This is a genomic window from Alteromonas sp. OM2203, from assembly GCF_048517045.1.
In the GTDB taxonomy this organism is placed as follows: Bacteria; Pseudomonadota; Gammaproteobacteria; order Enterobacterales; family Alteromonadaceae; genus Alteromonas; species Alteromonas gracilis.
The window spans coordinates 1,279,033-1,296,180 of sequence record NZ_CP183209.1 but is presented as its reverse complement, the minus strand read 5'-3'; the positions used below and the strand labels follow the sequence as shown (position 1 = coordinate 1,296,180).

The 17,148-nt window shown below is 45.4% G+C and carries 16 protein-coding genes; 5 read left to right on the top strand and 11 right to left on the bottom strand.

The window, feature by feature from the left end:
* Positions 1–184 precede the first annotated feature (184 nt).
* From ACM0P2_RS05780 to prfC, 3 genes are all read right to left on the bottom strand, one after another.
* Positions 185–751 carry an NADPH-dependent FMN reductase gene (locus ACM0P2_RS05780; protein ID WP_159119509.1) on the bottom strand — a complete coding sequence of 189 codons (567 nt, stop codon included), beginning with the start codon at positions 749–751 and terminating at the stop codon, positions 185–187.
* A gap of 202 nt (positions 752–953) precedes the next feature.
* The gene (argS, locus tag ACM0P2_RS05775) at positions 954–2,684 is read right to left on the bottom strand and encodes an arginine--tRNA ligase (RefSeq protein WP_159119508.1); all 1,731 of its coding nucleotides are present in this window, start codon (positions 2,682–2,684) and stop codon (positions 954–956) included.
* 13 nt (positions 2,685–2,697) lie between these two features.
* Positions 2,698–4,287 carry a peptide chain release factor 3 gene (gene prfC / locus ACM0P2_RS05770; protein ID WP_120960300.1) on the bottom strand — a complete coding sequence of 530 codons (1,590 nt, stop codon included), beginning with the start codon at positions 4,285–4,287 and terminating at the stop codon, positions 2,698–2,700.
* 505 nt (positions 4,288–4,792) lie between these two features.
* Here prfC and ACM0P2_RS05765 point away from each other — a divergent pair.
* The 4 genes from ACM0P2_RS05765 to ACM0P2_RS05750 all read left to right on the top strand — a co-directional run bounded on the left by ACM0P2_RS05765 (position 4,793) and on the right by ACM0P2_RS05750 (position 9,143).
* Entirely contained in the window at positions 4,793–5,119 is a 327-nt protein-coding gene (locus tag ACM0P2_RS05765) for a MarR family transcriptional regulator (protein ID WP_419227416.1), read from the top strand.
* Positions 5,119–6,192, top strand: a complete 1,074-nt coding sequence (locus ACM0P2_RS05760) for an HlyD family secretion protein (protein ID WP_173359474.1) — start codon at positions 5,119–5,121, stop codon at positions 6,190–6,192. Before ACM0P2_RS05765 ends, ACM0P2_RS05760 begins: the two co-directional genes overlap by 1 nt.
* Positions 6,193–6,200: 8 nt before the next feature.
* The gene (locus tag ACM0P2_RS05755; protein ID WP_419227415.1) at positions 6,201–7,232 is read left to right on the top strand and encodes a DUF2955 domain-containing protein; all 1,032 of its coding nucleotides are present in this window, start codon (positions 6,201–6,203) and stop codon (positions 7,230–7,232) included.
* A gap of 153 nt (positions 7,233–7,385) precedes the next feature.
* Positions 7,386–9,143, top strand: a complete 1,758-nt coding sequence (locus ACM0P2_RS05750; protein WP_419227414.1) for a diguanylate cyclase — start codon at positions 7,386–7,388, stop codon at positions 9,141–9,143.
* Here ACM0P2_RS05750 and ACM0P2_RS05745 read toward each other — a convergent pair.
* Genes ACM0P2_RS05745 through ACM0P2_RS05730 form a run of 4 tightly spaced genes read right to left on the bottom strand, consistent with a single transcriptional unit; the run spans position 9,138 to position 13,080 of the window.
* Complete coding sequence (locus ACM0P2_RS05745) at positions 9,138–10,073, bottom strand: alcohol dehydrogenase catalytic domain-containing protein (RefSeq protein ID WP_419227413.1); 936 nt, start codon at positions 10,071–10,073, stop codon at positions 9,138–9,140. The two genes, ACM0P2_RS05750 and ACM0P2_RS05745, sit on opposite strands and share 6 nt — an antisense overlap.
* A 30-nt stretch (positions 10,074–10,103) precedes the next feature.
* Positions 10,104–10,940, bottom strand: a complete 837-nt coding sequence (dkgB, locus tag ACM0P2_RS05740; protein WP_419227412.1) for a 2,5-didehydrogluconate reductase DkgB — start codon at positions 10,938–10,940, stop codon at positions 10,104–10,106.
* Positions 10,941–10,961: 21 nt separating this feature from the next.
* Complete coding sequence (locus tag ACM0P2_RS05735) at positions 10,962–11,870, bottom strand: TIGR03571 family LLM class oxidoreductase (RefSeq protein WP_159119500.1); 909 nt, start codon at positions 11,868–11,870, stop codon at positions 10,962–10,964.
* Positions 11,871–11,880: 10 nt separating this feature from the next.
* Complete coding sequence (locus ACM0P2_RS05730; RefSeq protein ID WP_419227411.1) at positions 11,881–13,080, bottom strand: MFS transporter; 1,200 nt, start codon at positions 13,078–13,080, stop codon at positions 11,881–11,883.
* 193 nt (positions 13,081–13,273) lie between these two features.
* Here ACM0P2_RS05730 and ACM0P2_RS05725 point away from each other — a divergent pair, with 193 nt between their 5' ends.
* Entirely contained in the window at positions 13,274–14,170 is an 897-nt protein-coding gene (locus ACM0P2_RS05725) for a LysR family transcriptional regulator (RefSeq protein ID WP_419227410.1), read from the top strand.
* 7 nt (positions 14,171–14,177) lie between these two features.
* Here ACM0P2_RS05725 and ACM0P2_RS05720 read toward each other — a convergent pair whose 3' ends face one another.
* From ACM0P2_RS05720 to ACM0P2_RS05705, 4 genes are all read right to left on the bottom strand, one after another.
* Positions 14,178–15,107: a DMT family transporter gene (locus ACM0P2_RS05720; RefSeq protein ID WP_419227409.1), complete on the bottom strand. Its 930-nt coding sequence runs from the start codon at positions 15,105–15,107 to the stop codon at positions 14,178–14,180.
* A 228-nt stretch (positions 15,108–15,335) separates the two neighbouring features.
* Entirely contained in the window at positions 15,336–15,632 is a 297-nt protein-coding gene (locus tag ACM0P2_RS05715) for a 2OG-Fe(II) oxygenase (RefSeq protein WP_419227408.1), read from the bottom strand.
* 126 nt (positions 15,633–15,758) lie between these two features.
* Positions 15,759–16,259: a ribosomal protein S18-alanine N-acetyltransferase gene (rimI, locus tag ACM0P2_RS05710; protein WP_419227407.1), complete on the bottom strand. Its 501-nt coding sequence runs from the start codon at positions 16,257–16,259 to the stop codon at positions 15,759–15,761.
* 8 nt (positions 16,260–16,267) lie between these two features.
* Positions 16,268–16,996, bottom strand: coding sequence for an alanine acetyltransferase (locus ACM0P2_RS05705; protein ID WP_419227406.1), 729 nt, complete (start codon positions 16,994–16,996; stop codon positions 16,268–16,270).
* Between the last annotated feature and the right edge of the window lie 152 nt (positions 16,997–17,148).

The following is a 17,148-nucleotide window of genomic DNA, read 5'->3' as shown; positions in this document are numbered from 1 at the left end:
TGAAATTTGTTTTTCTAGGATGGGCAATGAAGGGGCTTGATGGTGCTAAGTGTTTCTCATATTAAATAGCGCACTCTCTAATCGAAGCAATTTCAAAGGCACACTTGTTTAGCATGGATAGAAATTCTGAAATGTAGATAGCTAGAGCGCGTGCGGCTTACTCTAGCTACCCTAAACCCATGTCTCAGGCTAGCTTACCAGCCAACTCGGCGGTTTCTTTCCCCAAATTTTTTAGCTGCTTTATCGTTTTTTCGTCGGTAATTGCACCATCTTCCATAAGCGAATCAACCTTTGCGATAGCTTTTTGATTTGGCAGTACCATAGTACCTAGGTTTTCAAGTAGCATTCTCAGCACCACAAGTACACGCATACCGCCTAAACCACCGGCAGACGCCGCCATAATACCAGCCACTTTACCGCGATAGGCTTGCAATGGTTTTTCTCCTTCCCCCATGCGCGATGCCCAGTCGATGGCATTTTTTAGCAGTGCGGGGTAACTTGAGTTATATTCTGGTGATGCAATGAGAAACCCATCATGGCTCATGAGTAGCTCTTTAAATGCCTGTGCTCTTTCAGGCATACCAAACTCAGCTTCTTCGTCTTCATTAAATATTGGCATTTGATAATCAGCTAAGTCAATTACAGTAACCTCTGCGCCAGACTCTCGTGCACCTTCGGCGGCTACGTTCACAATGGCTTGGTTAAATGAACCTTTACGGGTGCTGCCTGCAAATGCAAGGATCTTTGTCATTAGAATTTCCTGTCTCTTTTTTGCGTTGTTTTTTTAATAATCTACTTTATAAGAATATATCGGCCTATCGGTTTTAACTGGGATACAAAAATGTTTATTAAAACCAACAAGCCAAGTCTTGGTCGTTTGCATTACGTATATAAAAAGGCTGACAAACACTGTCAGCCTCTTCAATATCAATATCTATGTTGTACCGCGAACACTACATTTTTTCGAGTGTTTCAATACCTAGTAGAGCTAATCCCTTCTCTAATGTTTTGGCAACCAAAGCTGACAATGCTAAACGGCTGTCGCGTACCGCTGGCTCAATACCGTCTTTTAACATTGGGCAGGCTTCGTAGAATGTCATGAATGCTGACGCCACATCGTAGAGATAAGTACACAACACGTGAGGGGTCGCCTCGCGCGATACCATGCCAATTACTTCTTCAAACTGCATGAGCAGCACAGCGAGCGCATGCTCTTGTTTCTCAACGATGTTAATATCAACTGGCATTGTTGCCATATCAACGCCCGCTTTTCTGAACAAGCTTTTCACACGAGTATAGGCGTATTGCAGATAAGGCGCTGTATTACCCTCAAAGCTTAGCATTGAGTCCCAATTGAACATGTAGTCGGTTGTGCGGTTCTTAGATAGGTCAGCGTATTTTACTGCGCCAATACCTACCTTCCGTGCAACTTCTTTAAGCTCGTCTTCACTTAAATCGTTGTCACGCTCGGCAATCAGTTTGCCTGCTCGCTCAACCGCTTCATCAAGCAGTTCAACCAATTTAACCGTGCCACCGGTACGGGTTTTAAATGGCTTACCGTCACTGCCTAGCATCATACCAAACGGGCAGTGCTCGTATGTTTGCTCTTCTTTCATGAAGCCTGCTTTGCGGCCTACAATTTCAGTTTGTTTGAAGTGCAGCGCCTGGCGAGCGTCAGTAAGAATAAGCGTACGGTCAGCGTTTAATTTGCCGCTACGATAGCGCATTGCCGCAAGGTCCGTCGTTGCGTACAGGTATCCACCACCGGATTTTTGAACGATGTAAACGGCAGGGTTACCTTCTTTATCGGCAAGCTCAGGAATAAACACAACCTGCGCTCCCTGATCTTCTACCGCGATGCCTTTTGCTTTAAGGTCGCTGATTACGTTGGCCAAGTCGTCGTTATAAGCCGACTCACCCATAATATCTTTGCGGGTAAGGCTTACGTTTAGCTTGTCGTACACTTCTTCTGAGTGAGCAATAGATACATCGATGAACTTTTCCCACAGTGCGAGGCACTGAGCGTCGCCGCCCTGTAGCTTGACAACGTATTCACGGGCGCGGTCGGCAAAGCCTTCTTCTTCGTCAAAGCGAACTTTAGCTTCACGGTAAAAGTCTTCAAGATCAGACAGCGCGGTTTCAGCCACTTCCTCTTGAAGTTTGTCTGAAAGGTGCGCCAGCAACATGCCGAATTGGGTGCCCCAGTCGCCCATGTGATTTTGACGAATTACGTTGTGACCTAAAAACTCTAGTACCTTAACAACGGCATCGCCGATAATAGTAGTACGCAGGTGACCCACGTGCATTTCTTTCGCTAAATTCGGCGATGAATAATCTACTACAATGTTTTGCTCCGGCGACTTTGCAATGCCTAAGCGAGGATCGGTCAACGATAGCTCGCACTGGTTAGACAACCATGCGTCATTTAGATGAACGTTGATAAAACCGGGGCCCGCTACTTCTAATTTGCTGGCAATATCGTCAAGCTTCACTGTCTCAACAATTTTATCTGCGATATCACGTGGCTTTTGTTTTAGCTGTTTCGCCAGTGCCATAGCGCCATTAAACTGGTATTCACCAAACTCTGGTCGAGCACTGCGCGAAACGGGTACTGGCGCATTCTCTACGCCCATCTCTTGCAGAGCTTCAGTGAAACGATTAACTAATAGTGCATGTATATTCATAATGTATATTTCTTTAATTTTCGCGCGTGTTCGTAAATTGGATATCTGGGTAGCGTTCTTGGGCTAGCTGCAAATTCACCATAGTCGGTGCGATATACGTTAAGTTATCGCCCCCATCCAACGCCAGGTTCTGCTCACCTTTGCGGCGGAATTCATCTAGTTTTTTCTCATCACTTGAGTAAACCCAGCGAGCCGTTGAAACGTTAATATGCTCGTATAGCGCATCTACGTTGTATTCGGCTTTTAAACGAGCCACAACTACGTCGAACTGCAGAACACCTACCGCACCAACAATTAAGTCGTTGTTAGCCAGTGGTCTGAATACCTGAACCGCCCCTTCTTCTGAAAGCTGAATAAGGCCTTTAAGCAATTGCTTTTGCTTAAGTGGATCTTTCAAGCGAATACGTTTAAATAGCTCGGGCGCAAAGTTTGGAATACCGGTGAAACGATAGTTATCACCTGACGTGAAAGTGTCACCAATTCGAATAGTACCGTGGTTGTGCAGGCCGATAATGTCGCCAGCATACGCTTCTTCTAGCAGTGAACGATCACCGGCTAAGAAGGTCAATGCATCGGAGATACGCACATCTTTGCCTAAACGGCTGTTACGCATTTTCATGCCTTTTTCATACTTGCCCGACACAATACGACAGAACGCAATACGGTCGCGGTGTTTCGGGTCCATGTTGGCCTGAATCTTAAATACGAATCCGCTGAACTTTCCGTCAGTGCTTTCGATAGTACCTTCTTCTGTCTCGCGGCCTAGTGGCGCTGGCGCCCATTCAACCAAACCATCAAGCATGTGGTCTACGCCAAAGTTACCCAATGCTGTGCCGAAGAATACGGGCGTCAACTGACCTTCACGGAATAGCTCTTGATCAAATTCATTTGATGCGCCGCGCACAAGTTCAAGCTCGTCACGCAAGGTTTCAGCAAGATCGCTACCCACGGCAGTATCGAGTTCAGGATTATCTAACCCCTTAATGATACGAACCTCTTGGATAGTGTGACCGTGGCCGCTTTGATACAAAATAGTCTCATCGCGATGCAGGTGATATATACCCTTAAAACTCTTACCACAGCCAATTGGCCAAGTAATTGGCGCACACAATATATCAAGCTCGGTCTCCACTTCATCAAGCAGCTCCATGGGATCCCGAATATCACGGTCAAGCTTGTTCATGAAAGTAATGATAGGTGTATCGCGTAAGCGAGTGACTTCCATTAACTTACGAGTTCTGTCTTCTACACCTTTCGCGGCGTCGATTACCATAAGGCACGAGTCAACGGCTGTTAGCGTACGATAGGTATCTTCAGAGAAGTCTTCGTGCCCTGGGGTATCCAGCAGGTTTACCAAGTGGTCGCTGTAAGGAAACTGCATGACCGAGGTAGTTACCGAGATACCACGCTCTTTTTCCATCTCCATCCAGTCAGACTTAGCATGCTGACCTGATTTTTTACCTTTTACAGTACCGGCGGTCTGAAGCGCACGTCCGAACAACAGTACTTTTTCAGTAATGGTGGTTTTACCCGCATCCGGGTGCGATATGATTGCGAACGTACGTCGCTTTTTAATCTCTTCTAGAAGTTTCTTATCTGACATCAATACTTATCTTCGTTATCTATTATCCCTGTAAACCAATAACTTACAGGCGCGTTTTATATCGGATAAGCAATGCTTGTCCGCGCAAATTGTATATTGCGATGAAACGCTTGATACGGCTTGGTAATTAATTGCGCGGATTTTAGCATTTTACTGGGCGTAACAGTAGAGCGAAATTACGTAGCACCTGTCTCATGACGGGTTAAATGAATCGACGGTTTAATTTTAAAGATGTCTTCAAATTCTTATCATTCAATTTAACGAAAACCTTCACGTAGACGCTCAACGAACTTATTAGCCTATTCGTCCCACAACCATTTACTTAGCATGCTAACCAAATAAAATACTTAGCATGCTAAATAAATTAATAAGTATTACGATGATGTTTTCAGAACCGATGCCGCTTCACTTAATCGCACTGTTTGCACGTACTTCAAGAAGATGTAGAAAAACGGTCACCAAATCTGTAGCCCACCTTGACCTCACTGAATCGAGGTGGCGTGTGATGATTCATATTGCTTTGCTTGGCGAAGGATGTACCCAACAAATGCTAGCGGAAAGTCTTGAAATAGAGATGCCAAGTCTTACTAGAACGATCAAGCAATTAGAAACCGCAGGGTTGATCAAACGCATTGTTGATAAAAACGATAAGCGAAGCCGTTTGCTTTATTTCACACCAATGGGAAAAGGCCGTATGAATGATATAGAAAGCACGCTCGCCGCGCTGCGGGATGAGGTCTATGCAGGTATATCCGACGAGGAGCTAAATATCATGGCTCTATGTATTAACAAAATTGAGCAAAATGCCGTTCGGCTTCTGGAGGCGAATTAGTGAGTGAAAGAACACCCGACCAAGCTTTTGCAAGGTACGTGAAACTAGCGTTAGTAGCTTTTGCTGCCTGTTTTATATATTTTGTAGTTGCCGATATCCGCATACCAATGACACCTCAAGCAAGGGTGTACCATCAGGTTACACAAATATCACCTCAGCTTAATGGCCCAATCATTAAGGTCTTAGTTAGCAACAATCAACACGTTAAAAAAGGGCAAGTATTGTTCGAAATTGACGATACTCCCTACAATATTGCGCTTGAAAAAGCGCAGATTGAATTGGCGAATGTGGCACAAGAAAATGCTCAAATTGACGCCCAGGTGGACGCAATTAAGGCAAGAATAGCAGCCGCGACTGCCATACTCGTAGAGCGCAAAAATGAATACCAACGATTAAACACATTAATAGAAAGCAACGTAGTTTCTCAACAAGACGTGGATAAAGCTAACGCCCAACTTCAAAGCGCCGAGGCAGATTTAAGCGCACTTAAAGCTGAGTTAAACCAGCAGATTGTAGCTAGGGGAGAAAGAGGCGATCGTAACCTCAAATATCAGGAAGCTCGCAACGCGCTAAATCGTGCAGAATTAAACCTGGTATACACCAGAATAAAGGCTCCGCACGAAGGCATTATGGCAAACATGCAGGTGTCAAAAGGAACCTATGCCAAACAAAGCGTTCCCCTTGCATCTGTTGTAGATAACAAGCTTGACTTGGTTGCTGACTTTAGAGAAAAGTCGCTAACCAATGTAGAAAAAGGCGTGCGTGCTAAAGTTGTTTTTGATGCGATACCTGGGAAGGTGTTTGCGGCGCAGGTGGAAGATTTCGAGGCTGGCGTTAGTGAAGGCCAACTGTCAGCAAACGGCACGCTAGCCACAGTTGAAAAATCGAATCGATGGGTGCGTGACGCGCAACGCCAGCGCGTTCATATCAGCTTAGATGAAGGTGAAGCGCCATTAAATCGTCTGACCAGTGGTGCCAGGGCGACGGTTCAAATTGTTCCTAATAACCCCATAGAAAGCTTTGTCGCGAATGTTCAAATTCGCTTTATCAGTTTATTGCACTACATCTACTAGAACAGGTTATGAAAACACAACTTAGCGAAAATGATGTTCAACAGATGCTTAGAATTGCCAGCGGCGCGACTCTCGGGTTTACTATATCAAAGGCAATGGACTGGCCGAACCCGATATTTTTTACACTTTACCCCATTCTATTACTAGGGCTGGTAGCCGTTTTAAATGGGCACATAATAAGACAGTTTCTTGCAGCGACCGTATTCCCAGCAATGGTTGTGCTAGTAGTGTATGGTTTGTTTGGAACCCACCCGCTGCTTATTACACCATTAATCGCAGCAACCTTTGCTTTTTTATTTTGGCAAATGAGTAAGGGCACATTATTTTTGTTTGGCGCATTTTCTCTGGTTGGGCTGTCGTTACAGCTGCACTTCGCAAGTTACAGTAACGATGGAATAGACATCTACCCGTTGGTGATTTCAAATATTGGCGCAATTTTACTTGCTTTAGGCATCGCTTTTGCCTTACACCTAATATTCCCCGATAGAGCACCGCGAACACCACCGCCTAAGGTCTCTAAAGATCAAGCGAGCATCCGACACGAAGTCATCTTATGCTCGACAGTGGCTACGTTATCTTTTGCTGTGTTTCAAACCTTCGATTTAGTTGATTCTATTTCGGCGCAAGCAGCGAGCATACTGATTCTGTTCCCTCTTTGCTGGAAAGGGGCCACCTTGAGCGGTTGGCAGCGAGCAATAGGCACCTTGATTGGGTGCAATTTAGCCCTGCTCGCTCAGCTGGTTTTGCTGAATTACAGCGATACGTTATTTTTCGCTAGTTTTAGCCTGTGGATATTGGTCTTTTTTATAAGTCGGCAGCACGTTTTGAACGGTGGTGGCGCGGGGACCGGCTTTGGCGTACTTACCACTTTTGGCATCTTGTACGGACAGTCACTTTCCCCCCAACAAGATATTATATACAGTGCGCTTTATCGGTTCTCGTCTGTTGCGGTAGCCATTGCATTGAGCCTGTGTGCTATTTTTGTTGTACATAGCCTACTGAATAAACATCAATCTACACGGCATCACACGTTTTCTTGACCTTACTTTCAACATGCTAGACCTGAGTAGTGCTCTATAGATATAAGCTGATAATTATGTGTTTTTGTTTTTATTTATTGGGCGCTTACATTTTTAAACAATGTGCTATATTGATTTTTAAACAAAAAGTAACCAACAGTACAAGGACGATGAATGCTGCGAATATTATTCGCATGGCTTGTAATAGCATGCTTTTGCCCAACCGCTAACGCAGCTAATTTCAATGATCCTCAGTCTATGCTGCCTTTAGACAGCGATGTCGTTTTTGCAGTAAGCAACTCCGCTGAACTTACAGGCGATGAACAGTGGTTTTATAACGCTGATGTTATAGAAAGGTCGCCTTCACAGTATTTACATTTTAAAGTTCGCGTTTACAACCAATTGGATACGCAAGTTCCTGTCTGGTTTTCAATTAGCTTTCCAGCAATAAAACGTTTAACAGTGACTGACGGCACTAAAAGGTGGGTAACGGGCGACAGTTTGCCTTTTAGCTCTCGTTCTGTGAATGCGCCGAACTACCACTTTCCTTCCATATTACCACAGTCAGCCTATACAGAATTTAGCGGCACTATGAAAGGCGAAATATTAAGGTATAGCTTTTCAGTCGCTACACCTGAATATTACAGCAACCTTTATATGAAAACCTTGCAGCGGGATATGGCGTTTTTCGGTGCAATGGGGCTGCTTACTGTACTTTGTACATTGGGCTTCATTGCTAGCCGCAATTTAGTCTTTTTAAGCTTTGCCTCGTTCATTTTTACTATAACCTTTTGGTTTTTGCGCGTCTTCGGTTACGCGTTTGAATTACTTTGGCCTAATACGCCAAATTTGAACGATATTAGCTATGCTGTAAGTATTTACTCTGTTTTGATTACCGCCTTTTGGGTTTTGTTTCAGACACTAGCCAGAGACAACCATGAAGTGTACGGAGCGAAGCCCGTCAAACGGTTCTGCGCGATTTTGCCTTTTATGGGGATATTATTATGGCAAAGCGTAGGGCTTGATTCTGCACTAAAACTTCCTGTAATTCTCTTTTTCCCTTTCTTGTTAATTGCCGGTATCACCATCTTTGTAGAGCACAAGCGAGGCTCTGACAGAGCCAAATGGCTAGCTGCCGCTATGCTTCCAGTAACATTTAGTACCCTAGTCCTTACTATTATTGCACTTTTTGAGGTCGAGCTTTATCTAGAGCCTATCGCCACTTTCATGACTGGACTCGTGATGACCTGTCTGTTTATGGTCGCGCTTACCGCGAACTACATGGTTAAGGTTGCGCAAAGAGAAAGAGACGCACAGAAAGAAGCAGCACAATTAAAAAGTGAACAGACATTTAAACTAGAAGCGCTGGTGAGAGAGCGTACACTAGCGCTCGAACAGACCAACATTGCTTTGGCAGAGTTAGCTTCTAAAGATAGCTTAACGGAATTGCCCAATCGTCGTACGCTGGACCTATTTGTAGATAAAACGTTTGATAAAACCTTACACAATCATGCCGCGCTAGCCATTGCGCTAATCGACTTAGATCACTTCAAAAGTATCAACGATACGTTTGGACACGATGCAGGTGACGAAGTACTAAAAGGCATTGCTAACATTCTTGCGCCGCTTAATGATGAGGGACAAGTAGCAGCGCGCTATGGTGGAGAAGAATTTGCCATTGCAAAGCGTGTCACACAGCCTAATGGTAACCAGTCTAGCGAAGCCGAGGAATTTGCAAAACAATTGGAAATCGTCCACCGTGCCTTTAATCAGTTAGCGATTGCATCGATAGATAACAGGAAACTGGGAGCATGTATAGGTTGGACATTATGTAAAGGCTCCGACGATATTGTCGAAGCCTTTAGGCGAGCTGATAAAGCCCTTTACGTAGCCAAAGATAAAGGAAGAAACTTAATCATTCCGGCTTTATGACACCGCAACCACTGCCTTTCGTTTGTCTTCTTTTGAAAATTGCAGCGCGTTGTTCAAATTATCGAATTCAAACACGTTAGGTATTTCGACAACCAACGTTTGCGCAGCAACTTGCTCAAGTAACGCCTCACCGTCTTTCACCAAACGCTGCCACTGTGACAAATCGCCATAATCATGCAGCGCACCTAGCGCTATCTCATGATAAGAAATAGTGCGAGTGAAAGGCGCATCAACAGGCACTTCAATACGACCTAGAATACTCACCACGTGACCATTAGCTTCAAGAAGCGGCACAAGTGACGCCGCATAGTCTGGCCCGTTCGCGTCGAAAAGCGCGTAAAATGTTTGTCCTTCAGGTTTACCGCGATGGATGGCTGTTACTCCCATTTCAGCAGCTTGCTCTTGCGTAAAGCTTCCTGAGATAACATGTACATTAAAACCAGCCTGAGAAAGCATTTGCGCCAGCAGTTTGTTAACGGCGCCCATACCGCTGACTAACACGTTAGCCCCCTTTCTGACCGGCACTTTACTGAACGCTTGCCAGGCAGTAAGCATCGGACATGGCAACGCAGCAGCTAGCGCAAAATCAACGCTTTCTGGCACGACCATTACACGGCTAGCATACACTTCACTATGGTCGGCAAAGCTTCCGTTTTCACCCAGACTATGATGGTAAGCCACCCGCTTACCAAGAAGACTGTTATCAACGCCCTCACCTACAGCGACAACAACACCCGCACCGTCCACACCGGGAATATGCCCTTTTTCCCAGTCGCGCGGGTTATCATCGATAAACTTCCAGTCAACTGGGTTAATGCCAATAGCATAGTTGCGCACGATAATACGCCCGGCCTTAGGCTCAGAAAGCTCGCGTACCTGCTTTACCAGTGATGCGCCAGCTTGTTCAAATTGCCAAACGTTAGCTTGCATAAAAGCTCCTTAACACAGTGATTTTTCCGATTAGTCCCACGCAGGTGAAAAATCTGGGTTAGCTTGACGGTCGCCACAATCTAGCGCGTCAATTTTTGCGATATCGTCAGCGCCTAGGGTAAGTTCAAGCGCTTTGAAATTGGTTTCCAGATTCTTGCGCTTAGTCGACGATGGAATAGTGACTAAACCATGGGCCAGCTCCCAGGCTACCACTACCTCAGCAGTGCTCACGCCATGCTTATCTGCAATTGCAATGATGGTCTCGTCTTTTAACACTTTACCAACAGCAAACGGCATATATCCTGTCACTGTGATACCGTGTTTCTCACACGCTGCACGCACTTTTTCATTAGTAAGATAAGGGTGTACCTCTACCTGATTCGTGGCAATAACGCCCTCGCCCAAGATACGCACCGCTTCTTCAATTTGTGCCACGGTAAAGTTAGAAATACCAATTTCTTTTGTGAGTCCCAGTTCCTTAACGCGCAGCAATTCTCCTAGGTACTCTTCCATGCTTTCGCCGTTTTCCGGTGACGGCCAATGAATAAGTAGCAGGTCAACATACGACAGTTGAAGCTTTTCCAAACTCTCTTTTACGCTATCCACAAAGCTTGCTTTATTCAGCTTGTCATTCCACACCTTGGTGGTGACGTAAAGGTCTTCACGTGCAACAAGATTGTTTGCAATAGCGTCTTTAATAGCGCGACCTACCGCTTCTTCATTGCCGTATATTTGCGCCGTATCAATATGACGGAAACCCACTTCAAGTGCCATTGTCACGCTGTTATAGGCTTCATCGTCTTTTAAGCGAAACGTGCCTACACCTAGCGAAGGAATTTTAGATTGTGACTGATTTACATTCGGCATGATGCCTCCTTGTTGGTTCCGTTATTTATGAAAGTGAGGTAATACGTTGTCAGCAATGCGCTGCATCGCGTCTTCTACTGGTTGCGTATTACGTCTGAAGTGCAGGCCAATATGATCAACCCCCGCTTCTTTCATTGCATTGAGTTCTTTGATAAGCCCATTTACACCAGTTTCAACCCCGAACCGGTGGCGTTTTATGGGCGCTTCATCGTCTTCAACCAAGTTGAGATGAATAAAACTAACGTAAGGCTTATTGCCCGCGACATTTCGCCATAGTTCTACGCGCTTTGCATGGTCGTTCGGTGTACCTGGATACGCCAACCAACCGTCCATATTTTCTCCAACCCACTGAGGGCTTTGCTGAGCGAGCCCTGCAACGTACAAAGGCGGCGTGGTTGAGCGCGGTAACAGTGACATGCCAGGCTCAAGGGAATTCTCACCGTGCTTTACAATTTCAAGTGACTGCCTGAACTGCTCGCCGCGACTGTCAAAATCGACATCGAACAACGGATACTCGACCGGTCTATCCCCACTGGCTACACCGAGTATAAGGCGGTCGTTACTTAGCTGCTGCACCGTTGCTGCCGCCTTTTTAACAAGCCATGGCTGCCTAAGAGGTAAAACAACAGCGGCTGTGCCTAATAGAATATTGTCTGTGATACCCGCTAAATAGCCCAGGTAAGTGAATGTTTCGAAAACCTGAGCGGCATCACCGAAGCTAGGGTCATAAACCGGTACATCTCGTACCCACGCTGCTTTAAACCCTAGTTTGTCGGCTAATTGAATACGGCTGTGATGCTCGGTCATATCAGGTACTCCGAATGGCGTACCTTTTGTGGCGTCGAAATGCGCCCAGTCGTTATCTAGCGGAAGCTCTACACCTACTGAGAACGTATGTTGTGCAAGCTTATCAAAGGTATTTGTCGTCATTATGACCTCCTTACGCACTCGTTGTATTATTCGCCGTATTGGCAGTACTGAGTGCGCGCTTGTCTAAATAGCCGCTGTATCGCGTAACAAGTAACGCTGCAACAGAAATAATTGCGCCAATCCATGCGGTATCAGATAACTGCATGCCGTCTACAATTGCACCGCCCAGAATTGAACCCACTGCTATGCCAATGTTAAATGCCGCGATATTTAAACCTGAAGCGACATCAACAGCATTAGGGGTAAACTTCTCTGCTAATTGAACAACGTACACCTGAAGTCCTGGAACATTGCCAAAGGCAAAGGCGCCCCACACTAAAACGGTGATCACTGCGGCAACTTTACTGCCCATGGTAAACGTTAGCGCAAATAAGATGATGGCAAGGGCTGAAAAGATGATTGTTAGCGCGCGAATCGGGCCTTTTTTGTCAGCAAGCTTGCCACCATAAATGTTGCCTACCGCGACAGATACACCGTAAACCAGCATAATTAAGCTAATGGCTGAGGGCGCAAAACCCGCCTCTTCCTGCAATATAGGGGCAAGGTAGGTGAATGCCGTAAACGTGCCGCCATAGCCCAATATCGTCATCAGATACACTAATACCAGACGAGGCTGAACCAACACCTTCATTTGTTCACTCAAGGTGGCCGGCTTACTTTGTTTAAGATTACCCGGTACCAGCAACGCACTGCCAATTAGCGCAAGCGTGCCAAGCGCGGAAACCACAAGGAAGGTTGCTCTCCAACCGAAGTTTTGACCAATCCAGGTACCCAAAGGTACGCCAGTAACCAAGGCTACGGTTAAGCCCGTAAACATAATGGCAATAGCACTGGCTTCTTTTTCTTTCGCCACTAGCCCTGTAGCAATAGTTGATCCTATGGAAAAGAACACACCGTGGGCAAGGCCTGTCAGTATGCGGGCTAGAATTAGGCTCTCGTAGCTAGGGGCTTGCCAGGCAAGAATGTTACCTGCCACAAATAGCGCCATTAAGCTCAGCAGAACATGCTTTCTGTTCCACTTTCCCGTAAGGGCGGTAAGAACCGGTGCGCCAACGGCAACACCAACAGCGTACAAGCTTACCAGTAAGCCTGCACTCGGTAGTGTAACGCCAAGATCGGTCGCAATTGTAGGCACAAGCCCCACTATCACAAACTCTGTTGTGCCAATAGCAAACGCACTTAACGTTAATGCAAACAATGCAATAGGCATTTCAATTATCCTCAAAAAGTAATTAACGTAATTGGAGTCGTTGCCGACGCCAGCAATTCCCTTCAAGCGAACAACTTAACCGTCTTTCGGGGAGTCATTTATAAAGTGCGTACAGTCTGACGATATTTTTATTTGCAAAAAACAGCACTAATGACAAAATGCTTTTGCGATATTTGAAAATATAAGGTGTGTAATGCCAGTCTCATCAAAAACTGAAGATTTAGAAGCCTTTCTAACCGTTGTGGATACAGGTAGTTTTTCCAGTGCTGCTAATTTGCTTAATCAGCAAGTTGCGAAAGTAAGCCGAGCTGTTACCCGTCTTGAAGATACGTTAGATGTAACCCTATTGAATCGCACTACTAGGCGGTTGGAACTAACAGAAGAAGGTGAGCTTTTCCTGCAATATGCCAGAGACGGGCTAAATATATTAGAAAAAGGCGAAGAAGCTTTACGGCTATTAAAGCGCGCCCCGTCTGGAAAACTTCGGGTTGATGCCGCGAGCCCGTTTGTATTCCACCAGCTAGCGCCGTTAGTGGGAGAATTTCGAGAAGCGTTTCCTGACATAACCCTCGATATCACCAGTCACGATAGTATTATTGACCTGTTGGAACACAAAACCGATATCGCAATACGTATTGGTGATTTAAGCGACTCGAATTTACACGCAAGGCGCTTAGGAAAAAGTAAGCTGCATATTGTGGCGAGCCCACAGTATCTTGAAAAATATCCCATATCTGAAAACGATGATGGAATTAGCACGCTAAACAAACACAAACTGATTGGCTTTAGCGACTCACCAAGTCTAAATAAATGGCCGCTTAAGCAAGATATCAACTTACAGTACAGTCTTCGTGCATCAAGCGGCGAAACTATTCGCCAGCTGTGCTTGGCAGGTCAAGGTATCGCGCTACTTTCTCACTTTATGGTACACAAAGATATCAGCGCGGGCACGCTTGTCGATGTGTTTAGCGACGATATCGTCAGTCCAAACCGCAGAGAGTCGGTACAAGCGGTTTACTATAAAAATAGCGCTGTATCGTCTCGTATCTCTGCGTTTTTAGATTTTATACAGCCTCGACTAACTCTTTAACTTACCGTTATTTCGCGTGGCCTTTACCTAATATCTTTTTAAGTGTGCTTTGAGGAAGGCCATTTACTATTAGCGCGGCTATCATCAATATTGCGCCGGCCATAACCATAGGCAGTAGCGTTTCTTTAAGCAATATCACAGAGCTTACATAGCCCACAATTGGCGTAAGTGTGCTAATTAGAACGATTTTATCTGGGGGTAATTTAGGCCCCGCCGCTACCATAAGGCCGAATCCGAGACCCGTTGCCACTGGCCCAATGTACGCCAGTAGCAACCAATCCCTTATATCGTAAGCCCCAAAATTAGGTGTTGGTTCAACTATCAGTGCAATAGCAAGCATGGCGAAACCTGCGATGGTAAACTGCCAGAATACCGCCTCAATAACGCTACCTTTCCATTTATGAAAAGACACTCTTCGAATAGCAACTGCCCACAATGCAGACGCTAACAACATCCCAAAGAGCGGCAGCCAAGCGCCTGGTTCTCCCGAAGCAAATAAAATCATTGCGCAGCCAATAGTAGAAATACCGGTAAGGATTAATCGTTTAGAAGGCGGGCGTTGCCGATACCATAGGGTGTCAATAAGCAGCATCCAAAGCGGTGTGGTGTAAATAAGAATACTCGCCGTGCCCGCGGGTATAAACTGCAGTGAGACAGTAATAAGCCCCATTGATAGGATAAACTGGAAAAACGCTACAACAAAAACCACCGAGCGATCTTTGCGATTTAATACTGGTAAACGTTTCTTGGTGATAAGTACAAACAGCGCGAGTACGGGAAGGCTTAACAAGAAGCGCAAGCACACCATCCATACAGGCCCGACAATCTCAAGCCCTAATTTCATGCCTGGCCAGTTAAGTCCTAAACACAACACCGCAACCAAAAGCATTTTAATGCCTTTTGATTGCTCTTTTTCCGCCACCGATGATGAAGACATGCGTTTTAAAAAATCCAATTACACGAACTGCGTTAAGAGAAGTTTCTACCGCCCGGTAAGCTGAATGTAGGCGGAGAATTTTGAGGGCGCAAATATAAGTGAATTAGCAAGGGATTAAAACCTTCCTGACCGTGCAAACACGCCAATTTATCGACCAAATGGTCAACTTTTTAAAACCTTGTGGAAACTTTGCTATACGGGTGGTTAATCACTGATAAACACTATGACTTACAGGTACAATGCAACAGACAGCAGCTTCCGCTCCCCTTTTTCTATTTTGCTAACGCTGTGCATGTATTTATCTGGCCGAAAAAAGTAAATGCGGTTAAAGAGGTTAAAGATGACTTTCTCTGCCCAAAACTGACCGCCGCGCTTCGGCTTTTTAAGCACCACATTAAACTTAAAGTAACGCCCGCTGCCCATAGGGTCATTATGCTCTAACACGCTATGACCCTCTTTGTAGGTAATTACATTTATAGCAAATCGTTTTGATGAGATTAAAGCCTTGTTGAGCACTTTAGCCATGCTATTTCTACCTTGCTTGATGGTAACGTGTTCTAATTTAAACACGCGCGTATGGTCTGGAAGCGTATGCTGAGTTCAGAAAGTGCTTTGATATACGCGAAACGTATATGCCTAGGAATACAAACACTAGGCCAAGGTGGGGTTTGTCCACTTCATGATTTTAGCGTTTTCTTTTTGTGCGCTGTTTCCATTACTCTTGTCATGCCCGTCATTATCACTTTTTACTGTGTAATAGTTTTTGCGGGTTTCTATATGCTCAAACCCCGAGTTCTCGTAAAGCGCAATAGCAGTATGGTTACTTTCACGCACTTCTAGCCACATTTCACGCATTGCATTTTTCACTGATGTCTCAATGACAAAATCAACTAAAGCGCGACCTACACCCTTGCCTCTTGCGCGACTGTCTACCGCAATATCCATCAGCGTAGCTTCATCAACGACTTCAAGCATAATGGCATAGCCAACAATCTTGTCATTATCAAAGGCGAACACCCCGTAATAGGGTTTGGTGAAACAGTCCGCGAAGGTACTTAGTTTCCAAGGCGACACGTGTGCCTCTTGATGGATAGCATGGGCAAGTTCAATGTGCTCGTTAAAGCCTTGCGGCGGTACGATTGTTAACTTCATCGAGGCCACTACTGGCCGTTAGCGGAGTGGTTTAATTTGCGTGCTGCGCTGATAAGCTGCGCCCACAGCTCCCGTTTTTGCACAGTTGTGAGTTTAAGCGGTGTGGCTGGTAATATAATGGCCGTTGCGTTTACCGATAGCGTACGGCCAATCGTTATGGTGCTAGCCCACTGTGACGGTATACCCAACTGAACACAGGCTAGCTGTAAGTCCTTCAGCCATTGCTGTGATTTTGCTTTCTGTTCTGCACTTAACGGAATACCTTCTGGCGATGCAGGCCCTTTTGCGCCAATAGACTTTGTTAAAGACTCTTGCGAGGTAACCGCATTGTCGAAAGACGGCGAAATGTTGTGTGACTGTGAAGCACCTGTTTCGGTTTGCCCTACTTTCCCTTCATTGTGCGACGCGCCAGATGTGGAAAGTTTTACTGCCCCGCCGTTTTTAGGCTTAGCCTTATCTTTCGCGCTACTGCCAACATTTGCCCGCAACTGAGCAAGACGTGATTGCTTTTCTTCTTGAGATATTGGCGTTGAAGGCGGCTTATTGGTTTGAGCGTTTTGGCTGAAGGGTAATTGTGTCGATGAACTACTAGCAGTTCCGACGTTGCGTTGTACTGCATTAGTATTGTTTTGTTTCGCTTGGTCTTCCTGCTTTAGCTCAGTGTAGGCTTCTTTGGTGATCCAAACCGGGATCCCCATTTCCTGTAAAACCGCCTGCTGATATGAAGTAAGAGACATTGCGCAAAAACACCTAACGTGGATAGTTCATCGTATTTGTTTAGTTTACTAAAGTTGCAGGCTTGGTTGAATAACTATCGCGTTCTTTTGCTCGGATTGCACCTGCTGTTTAATGCTTAAGCGCTAATTCACAAGCGTTAATTCATAAGGGT